The following is a 20,786-nucleotide window of genomic DNA, read 5'->3' as shown; positions in this document are numbered from 1 at the left end:
ATTAAAAAGCAAAGTCTAATATTTTGTTAAAAAATATTTCTTAGTTGTAAAAATAAGCATCAAGTCTTTTGTGCATTCATTGAACATGCTAGCCTCTGCAAAATTTTTACTTTGTGAGATTAAATTATGCCCCATTTTTTCAGAGCGATTCGACGCCCGCCTATAAAACAGATTTCTGAGGGTGATTTACTCATTCAAGAAGCAAGAAGAAAACTAGAAGGCCATGAGAATGCAGCGCATCTTCTCTACTTAATCAGTCAAAGACAACAAGCCTTTTATAATCAAATCGGTGCACTCAAAAAGGAAAGCGACAAGCAAACCTACATTTATGCCTATATCCACTTCGCCAGGAATTTAAAGGAATACATTGATAATCCTAGAGATGTTGATGAACGCATAAGCCAATATCATTGCTCTCCTATTTATTATAATGTTGGCGGCAAAAACAATGAGTTTTCCTATACCTTTGGCGATGAGATGGCCAGCCTCATTTTAACACTATCTATCTGTTTCTTGCTTGCCAGCCTGCTGACTCTACCCATCAATCTTGCTGGAGGATTGATTATTTTATCCGTTTGCGTGGCGCTTTTGGGACCAAGCCTCTATTACAACCTAGCAGTTACCCGACCCAATACTCTCTCAGTTCAAAAAGAGGAAACTGAGTTATTCCTCGCAACACAGGATTTATTAGATCCGCAGGTTAGAGTTGATGAAGAGGAACAAATAGATCCGGACTCCCTCGAGACAGCGACCATGAAATAATAGAAATCCTCGAATCCCCGCGGCTTGACCCATAGGTCTCAACACTACGTCATCCTGAGCGCAGCGAAGGATCTCCTGAATGTGGCACCGTGCTAATCCCGGAGATCCTTCGCTGCGCTCAGGAGGACGTGGCGTTGGGGGGACAGGGCGTTCAATTACAGACACTTGTGTAGATACCTATGGGCTTGACCGCGGGGTCTGTGTCGCTTAGATCCCGAGGTCAAGCCGCGGGAATTCGGATCTTTTTAGGGACTGCATATTTTGCCCAGTACAAAGAGATCTAAAAAAGGATTCGCTTGCCCCATGAAAAGCTGATTAATTTCAGCTATCATTACCATTTTTGAACTCAACGGAGTCGGAATATGAAAGTGGGCCAAGACAGTCTATCAACTGAAAGCCAATTAAAGGTAGAAGGTAAAACTTACCACTACTACAGTCTCAAGGAAGCAGAAAAGAATCATTTCAATGGCATCAATCGATTGCCCTACTCTCTTAAAGTCCTGTTTGAAAACCTATTACGCTTTGAAGATGGCAGCACAGTAACAACTGATGATATTAAGGCTTTAGCCAGCTGGTTAGACACCAAAACCTCGCAGCATGAGATTGCTTATCGCCCCTCCCGTGTATTAATGCAGGATTTTACTGGTGTGCCTGCTGTGGTTGATCTGGCTGCAATGCGTACAGCCCTTGAAAAATTGGGCGGCAATGCTGAAAAAATTTCTCCGCTATCACCTGTTGATTTGGTCATCGATCACTCTGTCATGGTTGATAAATTTGGCAGCAAAGATGCCCTTGAGCAAAATACTGAAATTGAGCTGGAACGCAATATTGAGCGTTATGAATTCTTACGCTGGGGACAAAAAGCTTTTGCGAATTTTCAAGTCGTTCCTCCAGGCACCGGGATCTGCCATCAAGTTAACCTGGAATATCTGGGGAAAACAGTCTGGTCAAGCGAAGACAAGGGTAAGCTCTACGCCTATCCAGATACCCTAGTCGGTACTGACTCTCATACCACTATGATCAATGGCTTAGGGGTCTTAGGTTGGGGCGTTGGTGGTATTGAGGCCGAGGCAGCCATGTTAGGCCAGCCTGTTTCAATGCTAATTCCCGAGGTTATTGGTTTTAAATTATCAGGAAAATTGCGTGAAGGAATTACCGCAACCGATTTGGTTTTGACTGTAACCCAGATGCTGCGTAAAAAAGGGGTGGTTGGTAAATTTGTAGAATTCTATGGTCCAGGCCTAAGCGCCCTACCTCTTGCTGACCGTGCAACTATTTCTAATATGGCTCCAGAATACGGCGCAACCTGTGGCTTTTTCCCTGTTGATAAAGAAACTCTGCGTTATTTAGAGTTAACAGGTCGCGATCCGCATACCGTTGCTCTGGTGGAAGCTTATTGTAAAGCTCAAGGCTTGTGGTATGACGAAAACACTGAAGACCCAATTTTTACCGATAGCCTGAGCCTTGATTTATCAACTGTTGAGCCTTCGCTTGCCGGTCCTAAACGCCCACAGGATAAGGTTAATCTAACAACCTTAGCCAAAGAATTTGATGCCTTTATGCAAGAAGTTGGCAAAAGCGATGAGAAAGACCAAGCCTTTGCTGTTAAAGGTGAATCCTTTGATATGCATCATGGTGATGTGGTAATTGCAGCAATCACCAGCTGTACCAACACTTCTAACCCCAGTGTATTAATGGCTGCAGGCCTGGTCGCCAAAAAAGCTGTTGAAAAAGGGTTAACCAGAAAGCCCTGGGTGAAATCATCACTTGCTCCTGGTTCTAAGGTTGTTACTGATTATTTGCATCATGCTGGCTTACACACCTATTTGGATAAACTTGGTTTTAACCTGGTTGGCTATGGTTGTACAACCTGTATCGGTAACTCAGGTCCCCTGCCTGATGCAATCGCGCAAACTGTCACCGACAATGATATGGTTGTTTGCTCAGTGCTCTCTGGTAACCGTAACTTTGAAGGACGAGTTCATCCCCAGGTTCGCGCTAACTGGCTAGCCTCACCGCCTCTTGTTGTCGCCTATGCACTAAGTGGCACCACCTGCACAGATTTAACTAAGGACCCACTAGGTAAAGATACTCAGGGCAAGGATGTCTTCCTGAAAGATATTTGGCCAAGCAATGAGGAAGTTGCTGCCGAAGTTGCTAAGGTAACCGGCGCAATGTTTCGTAAGGAGTATTCTGAGGTTTTCCGTGGTGATGCACACTGGCAAGGAATCAAAACGAGTTCTAGCTCAACCTACAGCTGGAATAAAGATTCTACCTATATCCAACATCCGCCTTTCTTTGACAATCTGCCCAAGAAACCAGAAGCTATCAAACCAGTCAATAAAGCCTATGTCTTAGCTTTACTGGGTGATTCGATCACAACTGACCATATTTCACCTGCAGGCTCGATTAAAGCCAATTCACCAGCAGGCTTGTATCTGAAATCCAAAGGGGTTTCCGAAGCAGATTTTAACTCCTATGGCTCAAGACGCGGTAACCACGAAGTCATGATGCGCGGAACCTTTGCCAATATTCGTATTCGCAATGAAATGACTCCAGGTATTGAAGGTGGTATAACCCGACACGTCCCCACCGACAAGGTCATGCCTATTTATGATGCCTCAATGCTTTATCAACAAGACCATCAACAATTAGTGATTATTGCTGGTAAGGAATATGGTACTGGTTCTTCACGCGACTGGGCAGCTAAGGGCACGAACCTCTTGGGCGTTAAGGCTGTAATTACGGAAAGTTTTGAGCGTATTCACCGTTCCAACTTGATTGGCATGGGCGTTTTACCTCTGCAATTCCAGGAAGGCACAACAAGAAAAACACTAAAACTGGATGGTTCAGAGCGCATCTCAATTGCTGCTGATGATTCTTTAAAACCAGGTGCTAAGGTCAATCTGACTATTAGTCGTCAAAATGGTAGTGATGAGATTATTCAAGTAGTTTGCCGTATTGATACTGCGAATGAATTGGAATACTACCGTAATGGCGGAATTTTGCAGTATGTTCTGCGTAATTTGACCTAGCAAATGAAACCTTGATTACGCTGCGCAGCGTAATCAAGGTTTTCCTTAGATAAAAGGTGTTGGGAACGTGGCCTATTACCTAGATAGTTACCTCTGTGCTAGCAGTAACCGGCTGTATGCAATCCTTGAGCTCTTGGATCAAGGTTTGAGTAGACGTGAGTACTCCTGGGCGATGACTTGAGAAAAAGATATTACGATGAACACCCATCAACATTTTATTATCTGTGACTAAAGCCTGAGTTTCCTCATCCGCATTGTTATCAACAAAAGGTGCGGTTTCCCAATCCTCAATGATTGTCAATAATTGTTGGTTAGAACAACCTTTTGCAGCCATTAACTGATCCCTTAGCTCAGTTAGTCGTTCTACCTTTGCAGGTACATCTCTAAAATACCAATGGGATTCTGAGAGTCGCTCAATTTGCTTATTTATCTTATCTGCAAAATAGAGTCTTGGGGCATAGGGCAGCAAGGCATTATGCAATAATTCAACCTTCTCGATGGGTACAAAAACACAGCGGTAGGGAACTCCCTCACCTAGAGTACGAAATTGAACACCTTCCTCTTCCTCTAAAGCTTCATGAACAGCAGTATAAACTGGGGAATGTAAAGAAAATCGAATTGCTACAGCTTTATTATTGAAACTATCCGCAGCCATTCTTACCAATAGTGAAGGATCATTCAGATCTGCTTTCAGTTCTTCCTCATATTCGAAAACTGAAAAACCATCAATTGCTTTATGCTCTAAATAAGAATCATCCAAACACATTATCATTCTATACTCAGGCCAAAGTTCTATCTCTTCTGCCGAACGTTCATCAACCACTACCTCGCCAGTAACAAAGTCCAAAACCTGAGTTTCTAATTGCTTGATAACGCCTGTTGCCGCATCACGATAAAAACCACCATCAGGATAGTCACTCCTTTGTAAATCGAGTGCCAGTCCATCAAGCTCATTACCAACCGGCGGAATAATACCTGTAGTGATATTCCTTTTTCGATTGTCAAGCGGCGCAATTCTTGAATTAGTATCCCCAACCAGCACAGAGATCTCGCTTTCCGTTTGAGTTAGAGTATCTCTAACCAGCTGCTCCATGTAATCTGGAAAGGGTCGAAAAAACCCCCAAATATTATGTACATCAACTGTCTTACCTGACTGCAGCATTTGAAAGGTCATTGAGCGAACTCTGGTATCTGGATGAGCCCTAGTCGCTTGCAGATTCATGCGATCTCTTTTATAGAGACTGATAAGGCGAGTATCCTCATCATAAATAACCTGCCAAAGATCTGGATCTAAAGCCCCTTCTAAGGAAGGTAACATCCGTGATGAAGCCTCTTGTAGAAGAATAACAGAGGCATCCTGTCTTATAGCTCCTGCAGCTAAACCAGCCGCAATACGATCATAACGCTCCTTGCTAACCTCCTCTGTTTCATCAAAGAACTTATCATGTACACCAGAATGTTTGTTACCCAAAATATTAAGAGAAATAATATTTAAGGGCTCAATCCCTTCCCCTAGTGATACAGAGGTCAAAATCGGTAAATGGTCTGAATAGGCTAATAAAGGATTTAGAGCTGTTTCATGATGTTGCGGAAAAAGGGGATGTTTTCTTGGCATTGCTAAGGTCCTTTAATGATTAAATCGACGTTAGTATACATTAAAATAGATACGTTGTGTCCAATTAATGCTCACCATTGAATTTCTATATGTAGGCCAGGAAACAACACCTCCTCACAAGGCATTATTGCATCGATAAACTGAGCAGCCGTCATTGCGAACTGATGTATCCCCACGAATTTGAGAATCAAAAGTGTAACTGAAAAAATGTTTATATATTACGTATGTTGGTCTGTTTTTGTGTCATTCCTGCGCAGCCAGAAATCCATCCCTCAAGCATGGTGACGGGCTTCGCTTGATAAATGGATTCCCGCCTTCGCGGGAACGACATAATAAAGAGCATGACAAGGCGATTCTTAGTACACTAAACTCACACCAGTAGTATTCGGCTGTAAGTGATCTTTAAGTTCTTGAATCAAGGTTTGAGTAGACGTAAGCACTGCTGGACTATGGCTTGAGAAAAAGATATTACGATGAACACCCATCAACCTTCTATTATCTGAGACTAAAGCATTGGTTTCCTCATCAGCATTGTTATCAACAAAGGGCGCGTTTTCCCAATCATCAATGATTGCTAATAATTGCGCATTAGAACTACCCTTTGCAGCTATTAGCTGATCCCTTAGTTCAGTTAGTCGTTCCACCTTCGCGGGCAGCTCTCTAAAATACCAATGCGATTCTGAGAGTCGTTCAATCTGCTGATTTATCCTATCTACAAAATAGAGTCTTGGAAAATAGGGCAACAAGGCATTATGCAATAATTGAGCCTTGTTGATGGGGGCAAAAACACAGCCATAGGACAAACCCCAGCGATCAGCTCTACGAAATTGAAACCATTCCTCTTCCCCTAAGGTTTCGCGAACAGCGTTATAGACCTGTGAATCTAAAGGGAATCGGATTGCTACCGCTTTATTATTGAAACTATCCGCAGCCATTCTTACCAACAGAGAGGGGTCATTCAGATCCGCTTTCAGTTCTTCTTCATATTCGAAAAGAGTAAAACCATCAATTACTTTAAGCTCGGAATAGGAGTCATCCAAGCACATGACCATCCTATACTCAGGCCAAAGATCTATCTCTGCGGCTGAGCGCTCATCAACGACTACCTCACCAGTGACAAAATCAAGTGCATAGGTTTCAAGCTGCTTGATAACGCCTGAGGCATCACGATAAAAGCCACCATCACGATAATCACTCCTTTGTAAGTTAGTTGGTAAGCCATCATAAACATTAAAAACCGGCTGAATAATAGCTGTTGTGATATTTCTTTTCCTATCGTCAAATGGTGCAATTCTTGTGTTGCTATCACCTACTATCACCGAGATATCACTCTTAGTATCAGTTAGCGTATCGCTGAACAATCGCTCCATGTAATTTGGATAGGGGTCATGACTACCCCAAATATTATGTACATCAACAGTCTTGTTAGACGAAGGCAGTTCGAAGGTCATTGAGCGGATTCTGGTTTGCTCATCTGCCTTAGTCTTTTGAAGAATCAAACGATCTCTTCTATAGAGACTGATAATACCAGCACGATCAACAAAGATTTTCCAATAGTTTTCATCTAGAGCCCTTTCTAAGAATGCTTGCATCCTGTATGAGGTTTCTTGCAAAAGAATAACGGAAGCATTCTGTGTTGCAGCTGCTGCGGCTAAACCGGCAGCAATACGCTCAAAGCGAGCATTAGACTCAGGCTCTGATTCACTAAAGTTTCTAGCATGAACACCAGAACTATTCAGACCAGAACTATTCAAACCAGCAATATTAAGAGAAATAATATTTAAGGGCTCAATCCCTTCCCCTAGTGGTACAGAAACTAAAATCGGCAAATGATCGGAATAGGCTAATGAAGAATCCAGAGCTGTTTCATAATGTTCCGGAAAAAGGGGATGCTTTCTTGGCATTGCTAACGTCCTTTTATGATTAAATGGGCGGCGCTACTGTACGTTAAAATAGATGCGAAATGTGCGACTAATAGTCACTATTGGGTTTCTATATGTAGACCAGCAAGGTGTGCTATGGAACAGAAATAAAAAGTCTCTTAGCTATTTCGAATTCCCGCGGTCAAGCCCATAGGTATCTACACAAGTGACGTAATGTTGAGACAAGGAGGGACATTTGTGTAGATACCTATGGGTCAAGCCGCGGGAATTCGTGTCCCTTTGGGATAGGCTATTTTTGTTTTATATAAAACCAAGAACATTCTAACTTAATTGATTTTATAAGGTTAAACTGCTAAATTTTGGCGTTTGTAAATTTGCTTAACGAATCAGCATAATTGATCACTAAGCTAGAGATTGTCTTAGATGCAATAGGCACCCTACATTCCGTCCTCCTGAGCATAGCGAAGGATAACGCGCCAAGGGGCATACCTATTAGGTTTTAGATTTCTTAGTCAGTGCGAGTAAGGGCTTAGCATGCATTCTTCTAAAAAGGTTTTGTCAGTCTTTTCACTGGTGATGATCAACGTCATTGCTGTAGATAGCCTGCGTACTCTTCCTATGAGCGCGAAATTAGGCTTACCGCTGGTTTCTTACTATTTAGTTGCTGCCATCGCTTTTTTCATTCCTGTTGCTCTTGTAGCTGCAGAGCTTGCCACAGCTTATCCGAATACCGGTGGACTTTACGTTTGGGTGCGCGAAGCCTTCGGTCGCCGGGCTGGTTTTATAACGATTTGGTTGCAATGGATTTATAATGTTGTCTGGTATCCAACCATTCTCGCCTTTATTGCCGCTACAGTGTCTTATCTCTTTGCCCCGCAACTTGCTAATAATAAATTTTATTTACTGACTACAGCTCTCTCATTGTTCTGGCTTTTTACCTTACTTAATTGTTTTGGTATGAAGATATCCAGCATTGTAAGCATTCTTGGCGCTAGTCTGGGTACTATCCTTCCCATGGTAGGTATAAGCATCTTGGGCGCAATCTGGCTTTTCCAAGGTAAGCCCATCTCAGTTGATATGCCATCAACCTGGCTTCCAGATTTTAGTTCTTTGGGTAATTTATCTCTATTTTCAGCCATTTTATTCGGTCTGATTGGGGTCGAAATGTCAGCTGTTCACGCTGAAGAAGTCAAGAATCCTCAGCGAGATTATCCACGCGCGATTCTCTATTCAACATTGATTATTCTGGCCACCCTAGTCTGTGGTTCACTGGCTATTGTTATTGTTGTTCCTAGCGCTCACCTGAGTGTTGTCTCAGGCCTCATCGATGCCTATGCCATTTTCTTCAATAATTACCACATGGCCTGGATGACAAAAGTTCTCGCCATCCTGATTGTTCTTGGCGGTGTTAGCGGAGTTTCTGCCTGGATTATTGGCCCAACTAAAGGGTTACTGGTTTCAGCAAGAGATGGCTCCTTGCCTGAAATATTTTCCAAAGTGAACAAACACGGGGCACCTGTTGCAATTCTGATTGCCCAAGGAGTGATATTCACCCTTCTAAGCTCAGTGTTTATCTTGTTCGATTCAATTAATGCAGCCTATTGGCTATTAAGCGACTTAAGCGCTCAAATGGCTCTCCTGGTTTATCTTTTTATGTTTTCTGCCGCTATTAAATTGCGTTATAGCCAGCCCAACAAACCAAGAGCTTATCGCGTTCCTGGTGGCAACCTGTTCATGTGGATTATTTCAGGCACTGGCATGCTCTGTTGTATTGCTGCAATGCTAATCGGCTTCGTCCCGCCAACGCAGATTCCAATTGGCAATCTCTTCTTTTTTGAAGCCTTTTTGATAGGCGGCCTGGTTCTGTTCGTCGTCTTACCTTGGATTTTCGCTAAAAGGCATGAGGAAATTTTCGACAAAGAACATGGTATTGATTCAAAAGAATTTGATCTTCACGGTAGCTCGGAAAGTTAGTTAGTAATAGGTCACATCCCCCACCTCTTATCTAAGGAAAACCTTGATTACGCTCTGCTCGCTCGGGATAAGTCAAGCCACAGGATTTCGGGAGAAGGTGCCCTTTCCATTCATTACCACCGAATCCCCGCGGCTTCGACCACGGGGTCCAGCTAACGGATGGAAAAGAGCAATTACTTAGAAGATAACATCCGACGCAAAATATTATCCTTCTCAATAAAGTGATGCTTTAGCGCAGCAGCTGTATGGAGCAGAATAATAGCAATCAGGGCATAGCCTAACCATTCATGAATTTTTTGAAAGAGTAGTCTTGATTCCTCATTCGGTGCTATCAGGTTGGGTAAGGTAAAGAGACCAAAGAAAGACGCAGGTAAACCCGCAGCAGAGGTGATAAGCCAGCCTGTGATTGGCAAAGCAAACATAAAACCATAAAAGATCCAATGTACCATTCTAGCAATCACTTCTTCCCAAGCAAGAATATCTAATTTTGGAGTGATGTTACTAAGTCGCCAGATCAGTCTGATTATTACCAGAGCCAACACTAGAAAACCATATTCTTTATGCCAACCATAGAACTTCAGTTTTTCAAGGCTAATTGGTAGAGCAACCATGTAAAGCCCCATAATCAGGAGCCCTATCATTAAGGCTGCGATTACCCAATGCAGGGTAATCGCAATAACACCAAACCTATCTTCCGTGTTTTTAATAAGCATACTAATCCTCACTAATTAACTTTTAAACGCCTCTGCTTCAATGTCGAGTTTCACATTATCACCAAGATCAGGTAGTAGAGCCTTTAAACCAAAATCAGAGCGTTTAATTTCTCCCGTAGCACTAAAACCGACAGCATCTTTATCAGTAATTGGATTTTTCCCCGCTTTATTAAAGGTTACATCGAGTACAACCGGTTTAGAAACTCCCCTTAAAGTCAGAGTACCATGTACCTTTGCCTTGGTTTTCGATAGCACCTCAACTTTGTCAGAAACAAAGGTTGCTGTTGGATATTTGGCAGAATCGAAGAAAAGTGGTCCTTGTAAATGCTTATCTAATTCAGGTATCCCAGTCACTACATTGACGATGTTGATCGTGGAGCTAACCTTAGAGTTCTCAGGTTTCTCCTGATCAAAAACCAATTCGCCACTTGCATACCATTTTCCAGCCTGAGTAGAAAAACCTAAATGCTCGATACGCCATAATAAATAACTGTGGCTTGGATCAAGAGTATATTTTACCGGTTCAGCATAGAGTGAGCCTGACAAAAGTAAAAATGAGGCGATTAACAACTTTGTTGCCTTTACAATCATGGAAATACTCCTTTATTAATTAAGACTTTTTATCAGTACCAGCAGTGAGGCTACCACCACTAATTTTTTCACAGACCCCTTTGGGAACAAACAAAAAAGCATCAGCTTGCTTATCTTTAGTTGAGGAACCAGCACAAGAAGCAGTCGCCGTAGCGCAGTCATTCATTCCAGCTTTGACAATACCGTAGCATTTTTCTGAATTTTGCGATGAAGAATCAGCCGATGCGGCTAGACTTGGGTGAGTAGCGGCCATAGCAAGAAATGCAGTGATCGCGGCTTTAATGACTTTATTCTTATTTTTCATAATAAAATTCCTTTTTATTTTCTCTTTAGACTAACAAAGAGCTTCAAATAATAGTACAGCTTCTTTAAATGAAGTAAATAGCCTTGTGAAGGTCTGTGTCTTATTTACCTGCCCACTCATAAACCTTTTGCTCATCGATCACATCAGAGGTTTCGTTGAATCCACTACGGACTTTAAGCGGTTCTATGGCGGAGGCTGCAATATTTATGCAATCTGGCTTCGCATATTTTTGCATATGTCCAGCAATATCGATAACTCGATCACTAACCTGCTCGAGGGGAGTCTCATCATCCAAATAAACAAAACCAGCGTTAATTCCACAACGAATGTGGAAGTCTCGTTTAATTTTTTTCTCTTCTGCATTAAATGTTTTTAACTTATCAAGAAGGCATTGAGCAGCAGTTACGGCATTATCAACTGTCCTAAAACAACTCATAATACCATCAGGTGTCATCGCAAATTTAACTACCCCATTTTCTCTGAGGCATTCATTAACAATTTCGTTATAGCGGTCAAAATCATAGGCAGCGAGATATTTATCTTCATCTTTTTTCATGCCTGTGGAATCAGCAACATCAATTGCCAGGAATGCCAACTGCTGTCCCATATTGTCAAGCTGAGTTTTTAGCATGGCGAATTCTCTAAGTATTCGTTTTCTGTCATTAGGTTTTATTTCATCAGTACTAAGCGCAGCAAACTTAGAATCCATTTCAGCGACCTTTTCTTTTGATAAAACCTGTGTTGCTTGAGTACGCCAATTCTCATAATCCTTTTTATTATGCAAAGAACGAATTGCTACCATTAACTTAGATTTGCAGCGATATAAAAGGCTGGATATAAACATAGAAACGATAATCAATATTATCGAACTTAAATCAATATTCTTGTATTTATAAGGCATCAAAAGTTTTAACAGATCAACAAAGGGCTGAATCAGCATTTGCGCGAATTTATTAATTTGAAGCAAGATAGGATATTTGCTGACGTCAGCTACAAACTGAGAGAGAAAAACGATTAGCATAAGTAGAATGAATAATTGAACTAATAACCTAATAAAATTAGTTAGATGCAACAATAACTTAAGGATTGCATACCTCATTTTCTTTGCCCTTGTGTTTGTTCAACCTTGTCATTTACAACAAAGAACAGCCCGCAACTAGCAATAGTATTAGTATAGCAACGATTAATTACTTTGATTTGGGAGAGGCTTTGAACTGGCAGCCTCTCATTCGCTCCACTGCCATTAAGTTAAGCCCTACACCATTGCCTACATCCCGCGGCTTGTTCGCGGGATCCAGTGGTTTAGCTAGATCTCTGGATCCCGCGGACAAGCCGCGGGACGTAGGGATTTTCTTAACTTAACGGCAGTTATTAATACCCCTCAGGCAAGGACATCAAACTGGCATTGCCTCCTGCAGCAGTCGTATCGACGGTATACGCCCGTTCATGGCATAAGCGCAGCAGGTAATGAGGCCCGCCAGCCTTAGGTCCGGTACCGGACAAGCCCTCTCCACCAAAGGGTTGTAATCCTACTACGGCACCAATCATGTTGCGGTTAACGTAGCAATTACCCGCGTGAATTCGATTTTTAATGTATTCAACCGTATTGTTTATCCGGCTATGAATACCCAGGGTAAGTCCGTAACCAGTGCTATTGATCTGCTCAATAACCTCATCCAGATTCTTCCGCTTATAACTGATAACATGCAGAATTGGGCCAAAGACCTCCTTCTCAAGGGCTGCCATACTATCAATAGCAATTGCAGTTGGCGGCATAAAATACCCTGATTCACATTCATCATTGAGCTTGCTTTGATAAATAATTTCATACTTCTGCTGCATTGCGGTAACATGCGCTTTTAATCCGCTTAAAGCCTCACTATCAATTACAGGCCCAACATCAGTACTAAGCCAACGTGGATCTCCAACCACTAACTCAGCCATAGCTCCTTTCAATAAATGAATCATGCGTGGGTAAACTTCTTCTTGCACAAACAGTACACGCAGGGCAGAACAACGTTGGCCAGCACTACCAAAGGCTGAAGTCAGGGCATCAATCGCCACTTGCTCAAGAAGTGCAGAGGAATCGACAATCATCGCATTTTGTCCGCCTGTCTCTGCGATTAGAGGGATAATTTCGCCACCTCGTGTTGCCAAGGTCTTATTAATAAGAGCAGCTGTCTGGGTTGAACCTGTGAAGATAACTGCTTTTATCCGTTGATCAGCAACCAAGGCAGCCCCAACTGATTCGCCCTGGCCAGGCAATAACTGTACAACCTCTGTCGGGATACCTGCCTTATGCATTAATTGCACAGCAAAGGTCGCTATAATTGAGGTTTGTTCAGCAGGCTTGGCAACAACACAATTACCAGTTACCAATGCTGCAATAACCTGCCCGGTGAAAATAGCAAGTGGGAAATTCCAAGGGCTAATACAAAGAACAACACCCCTTCCATGTAGGCTCAATTCATTTAATTCCCCAGTATAGCCATGAAAGCTTTGCGGTTTAGCCATTAATTTTTCTGCCATCATTGCATAGTAGCGGCAGAAATCGACAGCCTCACGAACCTCAGCAACGCCGTCACTCCAGGTCTTACCTGCTTCCAAACAGGCCATAGCTAACAACTCTGGCATATTTTCTTCTAAAAGATTGGCAAAGCGTTCGACACAGGCTGCCCGCTCATTGACAGGTTTACGACACCATTTAGGAAAGGCCTGCCCGGCTTGAGAGAGAGCCCAATCAATATCCTGTAGAGTTGCTTCACTAACCCTACCAATGGGGCGTTCGGGTTTCTGTGGGGAACTGACTGAACGATCAACCTCGCCACCCTGCTTGCCACCAGCTAAAAGCGGTTTAGCCTGCCAATGGCTGAGATCCATTGCCGCATAAAGTTGTTGCAATTTCGCAACAGCTTCTCGATCTGAAAAATCAAAGCCGCTGGAATTTTTTCTTTCTGGTAAAAATATTGAAGCAGGTAAGGGAATGTTCTGATTAATTTTTCCAAGTAAATGGTTCGCTTTGCTTACAGGATCTTCAACCAAGGTACTTATCGGTGCATTTTCATCCACAATCCGATTAACAAAAGAGGAGTTAGCACCGTTTTCTAATAAACGACGGACTAAGTAGGGTAAAAGATCTTCATGACTCCCAACTGGAGCATAGATACGGCAAGGGATGCCTAAGCGATTTGCCGGTACAATTTGCTCATAGAGCTCATTGCCCATACCATGCAAACATTGAAACTCAAAGTCACGATAGTCACCAACCAAGCTTATAATCATCGCTACTGAATAAGCATTGTGCGTGGCAAACTGTGGGTAAATCGCATCAGTCATCGTCAGTAATTTTTTCGCACAGGCTTGGAAAGACACATCAGTAAACACTTTTCGCGTAAATACAGGATACTCCGGTAAGCCCTGCATCTGAGTCTTTTTGATTTCACTATCCCAATAAGCTCCTTTAATCAGCCGAACCATCATCCGCCGCTGTTTAGAGCGGGCTAAGTCTGCTACCCAATCCAGAAGGTAAAAGGCCCTCTTCTGATAGGATTGCACAGCCATCCCAAATCCATGCCAACCATGTAAGCTATCATCACAGAAAACACGCTCAATGACATCAAGGGATAAATCAAGTCGCTCGGATTCTTCTGCATCGATGGTCAGGGCAATATCATAGTGCTTTGCTAACTGGGCAAGAGCCAGCAACTTTGGTGGCAATTCCTCCATAACACGGCTGCGCTGTGCCTCCTGGTAGCGCGGGTGCAGAGCTGATAACTTAATCGAGATACCGGGACGCTGATAAATATTAGCGTTTGGACTAACACTAGCGCCTATTGCTTCAATTGCATCTTTATAGGCATTAAAATAACGCTCTGCGTCTACTCCAGTTAGAGCAGCTTCGCCTAACATATCATAAGAATAGCGGTAGCCTCGCGCTTCTTTTTTCTTAGCTCGAGACAGAGCTTCATTAATGGTACGTCCAGTAACAAATTGCTTAGACATAATGCGCATCGCCTTATCAACCGCTTTACGCACTACTGACTCACCACTACGATTGAGCAACTTGAATAAGGCTTTGGAGAGAGTTGACTCAGCATTTTCTGGGGTTAGTACCTTACCTGTTAACATCAATGCCCAGGTTGTTGCATTCACAAAGAAGGAATCGCTTTGCCCGCGGTGGGACTTCCAATCAGCTGCTGTTAGTTTATCTTTAATCAGACTATCAATAGTTGCATTATCCGGTACCCGCAATAAGGCCTCAGCTAAACACATTAGGGCAATCCCCTCATCACTAGCCAAGGAGTATTCAGTAAGGAATGAATCAATTCCTGTGCTTTTTCTACGCTCAGAGCGAACTTGCTCAACGAGCTCTGTTGCCTTCGCACGAATAGCGCTAATTTGATTGCTCTCTACGGCCGCCTTTTCAATAAGCATGGTCATTAAAGTTAATTCATCAATTCGATATGCATTATTTATTTGTGCACGCACACCTTGCGGCAATTGTGCTGAGTATCGCTCAAGCATAGTAGTCTCCAGACCAATCAAAAGGATTAGAAAATATCAAGGGATAATAATTCAGAATAGTGCTAAATGATATCATTTCTCCCCTTAGCCTGACTGCAAAATAGGTCCTCAGAGACCAAGCAAATGATCAATAAATAGACAGTTCAGATCTATTTATGCTAATATTGGCTGCTTTTGGTACTGTTAAAAAGGCGGAAAACAAGCTAATTAGGATTAAATTCAAACATTTTGTGTTTTTTTATAACTGCTTAGATACGATTGCTCCTCTCTAACATTCTGAATTGAATAATATTTCACCCTGATGACCAATCATTCCTCTTGTAATTTTACATATGTCTTAGTTGTAAATATAATCACCATCCGTTTGTAAATCCTATTTCCGAGGTTTTAACAAGAAATAAAGGAGAGTTATGAGTACAATACTAAGCTTAATTTCGGCAGCGTTTTTTTCATCAGGACTGACAACTACTGCAGCTCCTACCGCTAAATCAGGCTTCGATATTAATCATCATGTGCAGCACTTAAGCCAGAAAGCACCGCAGTTAAACAAGAAAGTACTTAAATTAGCGTTAACTGCTTACAAAAAAGCCGCCGCCAAAGGCGCCGTTAAAAAACCTGTTCTTACAGTAATTGACTATTCACTACCATCAAACAAACAACGTATGTGGGTGTTTGATCTGGGTAAAGAAAAACTTTTATACAACACCTATGTTGCTCATGGCAGAAATTCTGGAGACGATAAGCCAACCCATTTTTCCAATGCCGTTTCCAGCAAGCAAACCAGCCTTGGTACCTTTGTGACCCGCGATACCTACATAGGTTCAAAAGGTTATTCATTAAACTTACAAGGTCTAGAGCGTGGATTTAACGATAACGCCTATAACCGACGTGTGGTAATTCATGGTGCCTGGTATGTTGAACCTGATTTCATTAAAAAGTCTGGTCGTGCCGGTCGTAGCTGGGGATGTCCATCAATTGCACAAACCTTAGCTAAGCCGGTGATTAACACCATCAAAGGCGGCTCTGTTCTCTTTGCTTATTATCCCGATCGGAATTACCTTTCTCACACTGGTTTTGCAACAGCTTAACTGAGTCTATTAGTTTTGTAGTCGCTAAGCGACAGCATTTAATCTCCCAAACCCTATCCTCTCCCCCACGCTGCGCGCGGGGGAGAGGGATAAAACGGGTACCTCCCACATAGGGAGAAATAATGAATCCCTTCTCCCCTATGGAAAGATGGCGCCCGTCGGATAAAGGGTTGCTGGCTCGAAGTTCTTCCCTAATATTTGCCCAAAGCTCTGGGTGCAATACAGAATCTTGGCGAAAGTTTGGATTTGAGCGCAGGTAACAAGAAATAAAGTCTATAAAAAATAAAAGCCAGGGTTTTATCCCCGGCTTTTTCGCAGTCTTCCGTCAGAACTTCCTGTTCTGACGTCGTCCATGACTATCATGTCCCTATGAGCGCGTGTCCATTCGCCTCAAGGTCTCAATTCCCTTGAAACCATGTGTAAAATTTAGCAAGAGAGCTGTTAGATTGCAAGACAGTTTGTCATAACTCAGACGATATGTGCTTTTTTGATCTTAGTGACTAAATTTATAATATTCAAAAGGTTAGCCTTAAAAAAAGAATAATTAAAGATGAATTTTCACCTATTTCTCACTGCAAATTGAGAGATTTCTTGGGTCAAAGCAAGATAAGGATTTAAATAAATTTGATGAAAAACACTTAAAAAATACCTAATAAAAGTACTCAAAATCGAATTAAAATTAAATTTTCATAACCAAATAAGAAAATCTCGCTTGATAAAGCTATTAATTATGGTAGTTTAGTCAAGATTTAATTGCTTCTGAGTACTAAAATGATCCAGCAAAATGAAAGTGCCAAAAAAGATAAATTACAAATAATTGATTGGTTAGTGGAACATTTTCCTAGCGCATTTTTTAAAAAAGGTAATCAGGTTAAACCTCTACAAATTGGAATTTTTGACGAAATTATCGATTTTTATGAGCGTTTAGACACGCCTCCATTTAGCAAAAAAGCATTAAGAGAAGCACTCAGTTATTACAGTTCTTCACCTGCTTATTTAATCTGTCAAAAACCGAATACAGCTCGAATAGACTTATTCGGCAATGAAGTTGATATTGTTACTGAAGAGCAAGCAAAATACGCTCACCAACGCTATCAACAACGCTATGCTGATAAAAAAAGTCAAACCACTAAATAGTTCACGCCTATTCACAGAGTAGCCTGTATTTGATGCCTGAATGGATACAAATAAATTATTTTGGTTTATAGCAAGCAAGCAGATAATTAACCTCAACTGACTCTACAAGTTTTGCAGTCCGACTTATGGGATTGTAGGACATACCCACCATTCCGCAGAATTCAAGCCCAGCATTCCGAACCATCGACGCCAGCTCGCTTGGCTTGATAAATTTTGCAAAATCATGGGTCTGTCTTGGCAATAAACCCAGAATATATTCCGCAGCAACAACAGCAGTAGCATAAGCTTTCAAGGTTCTGTTTATTGTTGATAGAAATAAATAGCCCTCTGGTTTTAACAGCCGCGCGCAATGCTCGATAACTAATTGCGGCTCTTGGACATGCTCTAGCATTTCCATACAAGTCACTATATCAAAGGCTTTAGCCTCATAGTCTTCAATCGGGGAGCAGACGTAGTTTATAGCTAAGCGACTTTTTTTCGCGTGCTCTTCTGCCACGGCTAAAGCATCACTTGCTACATCTAAGCCATTAACCTGAGCTCCGGCTGCCGCCATTGCCTCGGATAAAATACCGCCGCCGCATCCGACATCCAGCACTGTTTTTTTAGCAAGATCCTGATAACTTAAAATGTATTCAATACGTGCAGGATTTATATCGTGCAGGGTTTTTAGGGGGCCATTCTTATCCCACCAATGTGCTGCGTGTTGGGCAAATTTTGCAATTTCCTGAGAATCAACAGTTGATTTGTTAGTCATGGCAGTTAAGTAGGTCCAAAGGTTTAAAAAAGGCCAACACCTGAGAGTTGGTGATAAAGCTTAAATTGTAAGGATGCTCGGCAATTAAGCAAGAGAAAAGATTAATTTCAGGTACCTGCTCTGCAATTCGGCCAAATAAAATTAACTGTAGAGAGGGATTTTGCTCTGCTAATTGCAAAAGAATACTGTGCATAAACGGCTGCCATTGGCGCGCATGGAACCGTACCTTATCTTCACTAAAGACCAAAGAGGCATTAAGTAATAAAAAACCTTTATTAATGAGTGAGTTGAAAAATTGCTCTCCAGTTTGCCAATACTGTGTCTTATCGAGTGCGGCAATCGCCGGTTGCGAGCAATCACTCTGCAGATCACCGCGAGCAGTCAACAGCATTTTGATCCAGTTTCGCAAAGAAGTGGCGCGATTAACTTCCTTACTGAGTCCTGATATTGACCATAAATTATCTACGGCTTGATCCCAAAAAGCATAGCCATTAGCAGACTGTTGACGTGGATAAGGTGATTCGCCGAGTAAAATATATTTTGTTTCATTTAAAGGAATGCTGAATGCTGCAAGCAGATTAGAAATCCCTGGTAGCCAATCCTGACTATTTCTTAATTGCTGCAAATACTGCGGATCAACCAGTTGTAGCGCCTTAGTAAGTATTTTATGCCACTGAGGATGAGTTGATTCGATTAAGTCCTGCACAGCATCTCCTGAAAAGCTGTCATTATAACCACTTAACGTCAGTTAGGAATAAGAATCATTAAAATCGAGAGAATTGGATTTTTTGTAAGGGATCTGTTGGTAACTCAAATTACATGGCCCCACAGAAGTGAGCTTTGTACGGGACAAAAAATGTGTAATCTCAGGGAAAACTCGAATTCCTGCGGCTTGACCGCGGGATCTGCTGTGGCTAAAGCTACATAGCCCCCGCGGTCGAGCTCATAGGTATCTACACAAGTGACAGTAATAGACGCACGTCATCCAGAGCGTAGCGAAGGATCTCCGGAATTAGCACGGTGCCACATTCAAGAGGTCCTTCGCTACGCTCTGGATGACCTAATGTTGAGACAAGGAGGGACATTTGTGTAGATACCTATGGGTCAAGCCGCGGGGATTCAGAGCTAGTTAGGTTTTGTCCCGTACAAAGAGAAGTGAGAAATGGGTTTGCAGACATCATATTCCCTTAAGAATTGATCATTACAATAACCGCATTTAATTGCATTAAATAAAACTATGCATTTTTATCCTACTAAAGAAAAAGAGAAAGCAATGGAGCAAATCAATTCCCTATCTAACCTAGGTCACGATAAGTTTGAGTTACCCACATCACTTATGCAAAACCTAAAACTAGTATCACCTCCTCTTGCGCTAGCAATTAATGATTTTTATCAAGAAAAAAACCTAGTTGATTTATGTTGCATCGAACTCTATACCCAACTTGTTTCTACCATCGAGGACGGTTTTGCGACAATCTTTGATATAAAAAAAGCTGAGCTTCTTAAAGAACTGATCAGCATTGATGGGCGAAAAAATTTTATTAAAAATTTTCAGAATGAGAAAAATTATTCATTACTTGTTAGTGATGCTATTGCTCATTCGAAGCCAGAGTATGAAGAGGAAATAAAGCTTAAACTTCAGGAACTTGATCAACTAATTGCTTCTATGAAAAGAAAATAGAGTCATAGGCCCCCCTCATCACTGCCGTTAAGTTAAGTGCATTTGTCATTCCCGCGAAGGCGGGAAACCATCTTTACATTAGCACTGTTCTTAGCTAGAAATAGTTTCCCGCCTTCGCGGGAATGACAAAATCTTCCTTAACTTAACGGCAGTGATACCCCTCACTTCCCCTACATTTCGTCATCCTTCGCTGCACTCAGGGTGGCGGGGTAACCTATTAGAGATAAACAAAATTCCAAAATGGAGTTGCCTACGACAGCCTCTCATTACTAATTCATCCCACCATAATCTTGGTTTTATAAACTGTAAAAAGTTAAATAACTAGAGATTATATTATGAAACCATTTCTATCTAACCTAGCATCGAATATTGCTGATGGATTATCTGCTAAAAAACAATTATGGTAACTAGCTGATAAGTCAGCTGCTCTTGCTGCAGGTACAGGCACAGGTGCCCTGATTGGTGCCACAGTGGGGGCCTTTGGTGCTGCTGCTCTTGGCACTATGGATATTTCCCTTTTTCACATAGGACAAAAGAGACAACCGTCCCAAAGTTCTATCCCAAAACCTAAGACCAGTTCATTAAAAGAAGATTTATTGGAAGTAAATGGATTAAGAGCTATAGGGGATTATCTGGAGTGCTCAACCGAGTACGCAGCCTCAACGCGGAACAACGATTGGGGCGCGCAATTCTCTACACGATCCTTATATTGCGCATATAACTAA

At 41.9% G+C, this 20,786-nt stretch carries 15 protein-coding genes; 6 read left to right on the top strand and 9 right to left on the bottom strand.

The features are described 5' to 3' along the window. Positions 1 to 126: 126 nt before the first annotated feature. Both BN1094_RS16600 and acnA read left to right on the top strand, forming a co-directional pair. On the top strand, positions 127 to 762 hold the full coding sequence (locus BN1094_RS16600) for a lpg1689 family Dot/Icm T4SS effector (RefSeq protein WP_044012262.1): 636 nt from the start codon (positions 127 to 129) through the stop codon (positions 760 to 762). 362 nt (positions 763 to 1,124) lie between these two features. After that, a complete protein-coding gene (acnA, locus tag BN1094_RS16595; protein ID WP_044012261.1) occupies positions 1,125 to 3,797 on the top strand; it encodes an aconitate hydratase AcnA in 2,673 nt (890 codons plus the stop codon). Between the two features lie 79 nt (positions 3,798 to 3,876). Here acnA and BN1094_RS16590 read toward each other — a convergent pair whose 3' ends face one another. Continuing rightward, positions 3,877 to 5,412: a hypothetical protein gene (locus BN1094_RS16590; protein WP_044012260.1), complete on the bottom strand. Its 1,536-nt coding sequence runs from the start codon at positions 5,410 to 5,412 to the stop codon at positions 3,877 to 3,879. A gap of 356 nt (positions 5,413 to 5,768) precedes the next feature. Continuing rightward, positions 5,769 to 7,316 carry a hypothetical protein gene (locus BN1094_RS16585; protein WP_044012259.1) on the bottom strand — a complete coding sequence of 516 codons (1,548 nt, stop codon included), beginning with the start codon at positions 7,314 to 7,316 and terminating at the stop codon, positions 5,769 to 5,771. A gap of 513 nt (positions 7,317 to 7,829) precedes the next feature. Between BN1094_RS16585 and BN1094_RS16580 the strand changes: the two genes are divergently transcribed. Continuing rightward, positions 7,830 to 9,269, top strand: coding sequence for an APC family permease (locus BN1094_RS16580; RefSeq protein ID WP_081935193.1), 1,440 nt, complete (start codon positions 7,830 to 7,832; stop codon positions 9,267 to 9,269). Positions 9,270 to 9,442: 173 nt separating this feature from the next. Here BN1094_RS16580 and BN1094_RS16575 read toward each other — a convergent pair whose 3' ends face one another. The 5 genes from BN1094_RS16575 to putA form a co-directional block, all read right to left on the bottom strand. Then, entirely contained in the window at positions 9,443 to 9,982 is a 540-nt protein-coding gene (locus tag BN1094_RS16575; RefSeq protein ID WP_044012258.1) for a cytochrome b, read from the bottom strand. A gap of 15 nt (positions 9,983 to 9,997) precedes the next feature. After that, positions 9,998 to 10,570 carry a YceI family protein gene (locus BN1094_RS16570; RefSeq protein WP_425411924.1) on the bottom strand — a complete coding sequence of 191 codons (573 nt, stop codon included), beginning with the start codon at positions 10,568 to 10,570 and terminating at the stop codon, positions 9,998 to 10,000. A 22-nt stretch (positions 10,571 to 10,592) separates the two neighbouring features. Beyond that, positions 10,593 to 10,877: a BufA1 family periplasmic bufferin-type metallophore gene (locus tag BN1094_RS16565; protein ID WP_044012256.1), complete on the bottom strand. Its 285-nt coding sequence runs from the start codon at positions 10,875 to 10,877 to the stop codon at positions 10,593 to 10,595. Between the two features lie 100 nt (positions 10,878 to 10,977). Then, positions 10,978 to 11,976: a nucleotidyl cyclase domain-containing protein gene (locus BN1094_RS16560; RefSeq protein ID WP_044012255.1), complete on the bottom strand. Its 999-nt coding sequence runs from the start codon at positions 11,974 to 11,976 to the stop codon at positions 10,978 to 10,980. A 272-nt stretch (positions 11,977 to 12,248) separates the two neighbouring features. Then, positions 12,249 to 15,401 carry a bifunctional proline dehydrogenase/L-glutamate gamma-semialdehyde dehydrogenase PutA gene (gene putA, locus BN1094_RS16555; protein WP_044012254.1) on the bottom strand — a complete coding sequence of 1,051 codons (3,153 nt, stop codon included), beginning with the start codon at positions 15,399 to 15,401 and terminating at the stop codon, positions 12,249 to 12,251. 410 nt (positions 15,402 to 15,811) lie between these two features. Here putA and BN1094_RS16550 point away from each other — a divergent pair, with 410 nt between their 5' ends. Both BN1094_RS16550 and BN1094_RS16545 read left to right on the top strand, forming a co-directional pair. Continuing rightward, positions 15,812 to 16,489, top strand: coding sequence for a murein L,D-transpeptidase catalytic domain family protein (locus BN1094_RS16550; protein WP_044012253.1), 678 nt, complete (start codon positions 15,812 to 15,814; stop codon positions 16,487 to 16,489). Positions 16,490 to 17,260: 771 nt separating this feature from the next. Next, entirely contained in the window at positions 17,261 to 17,626 is a 366-nt protein-coding gene (locus BN1094_RS16545; RefSeq protein ID WP_044012252.1) for a ProQ/FINO family protein, read from the top strand. A gap of 55 nt (positions 17,627 to 17,681) precedes the next feature. On the opposite strand, the gene ubiG is transcribed toward BN1094_RS16545, so the two are convergent. Together ubiG and BN1094_RS16535 are read right to left on the bottom strand one after the other, a co-directional pair. Beyond that, on the bottom strand, positions 17,682 to 18,380 hold the full coding sequence (gene ubiG / locus BN1094_RS16540) for a bifunctional 2-polyprenyl-6-hydroxyphenol methylase/3-demethylubiquinol 3-O-methyltransferase UbiG (RefSeq protein WP_044012251.1): 699 nt from the start codon (positions 18,378 to 18,380) through the stop codon (positions 17,682 to 17,684). Next, the gene (locus tag BN1094_RS16535) at positions 18,373 to 19,086 is read right to left on the bottom strand and encodes a uracil-DNA glycosylase family protein (RefSeq protein ID WP_099909038.1); all 714 of its coding nucleotides are present in this window, start codon (positions 19,084 to 19,086) and stop codon (positions 18,373 to 18,375) included. The genes ubiG and BN1094_RS16535 overlap by 8 nt, the downstream gene beginning before the upstream one ends. Before the next feature lie 567 nt (positions 19,087 to 19,653). Here BN1094_RS16535 and BN1094_RS16530 point away from each other — a divergent pair. After that, complete coding sequence (locus BN1094_RS16530) at positions 19,654 to 20,061, top strand: hypothetical protein (protein ID WP_044012249.1); 408 nt, start codon at positions 19,654 to 19,656, stop codon at positions 20,059 to 20,061. Positions 20,062 to 20,786: the final 725 nt, after the last annotated feature.

Origin of the sequence: Legionella massiliensis (assembly GCF_000756815.1) — a bacterium.
Classification (GTDB): Bacteria; Pseudomonadota; Gammaproteobacteria; order Legionellales; family Legionellaceae; genus Tatlockia; species Tatlockia massiliensis.
This window is presented reverse-complemented; position numbering and strand designations above follow the sequence as displayed.

Coding starts and splice junctions, on each gene's coding strand:
- BN1094_RS16600 (WP_044012262.1), top strand. CDS start 127: ATGCCCCATTTTTTCAGAGCGATTCGACGCCCGCCTATAAAACAGATT.
- acnA (WP_044012261.1), top strand. CDS start 1,125: ATGAAAGTGGGCCAAGACAGTCTATCAACTGAAAGCCAATTAAAGGTA.
- BN1094_RS16590 (WP_044012260.1), bottom strand. CDS start 5,412: ATGCCAAGAAAACATCCCCTTTTTCCGCAACATCATGAAACAGCTCTA.
- BN1094_RS16585 (WP_044012259.1), bottom strand. CDS start 7,316: ATGCCAAGAAAGCATCCCCTTTTTCCGGAACATTATGAAACAGCTCTG.
- BN1094_RS16580 (WP_081935193.1), top strand. CDS start 7,830: ATGCATTCTTCTAAAAAGGTTTTGTCAGTCTTTTCACTGGTGATGATC.
- BN1094_RS16575 (WP_044012258.1), bottom strand. CDS start 9,982: ATGCTTATTAAAAACACGGAAGATAGGTTTGGTGTTATTGCGATTACC.
- BN1094_RS16565 (WP_044012256.1), bottom strand. CDS start 10,877: ATGAAAAATAAGAATAAAGTCATTAAAGCCGCGATCACTGCATTTCTT.
- BN1094_RS16560 (WP_044012255.1), bottom strand. CDS start 11,976: ATGAGGTATGCAATCCTTAAGTTATTGTTGCATCTAACTAATTTTATT.
- putA (WP_044012254.1), bottom strand. CDS start 15,401: ATGCTTGAGCGATACTCAGCACAATTGCCGCAAGGTGTGCGTGCACAA.
- BN1094_RS16550 (WP_044012253.1), top strand. CDS start 15,812: ATGAGTACAATACTAAGCTTAATTTCGGCAGCGTTTTTTTCATCAGGA.
- BN1094_RS16545 (WP_044012252.1), top strand. CDS start 17,261: ATGATCCAGCAAAATGAAAGTGCCAAAAAAGATAAATTACAAATAATT.
- ubiG (WP_044012251.1), bottom strand. CDS start 18,380: ATGACTAACAAATCAACTGTTGATTCTCAGGAAATTGCAAAATTTGCC.
- BN1094_RS16530 (WP_044012249.1), top strand. CDS start 19,654: ATGGAGCAAATCAATTCCCTATCTAACCTAGGTCACGATAAGTTTGAG.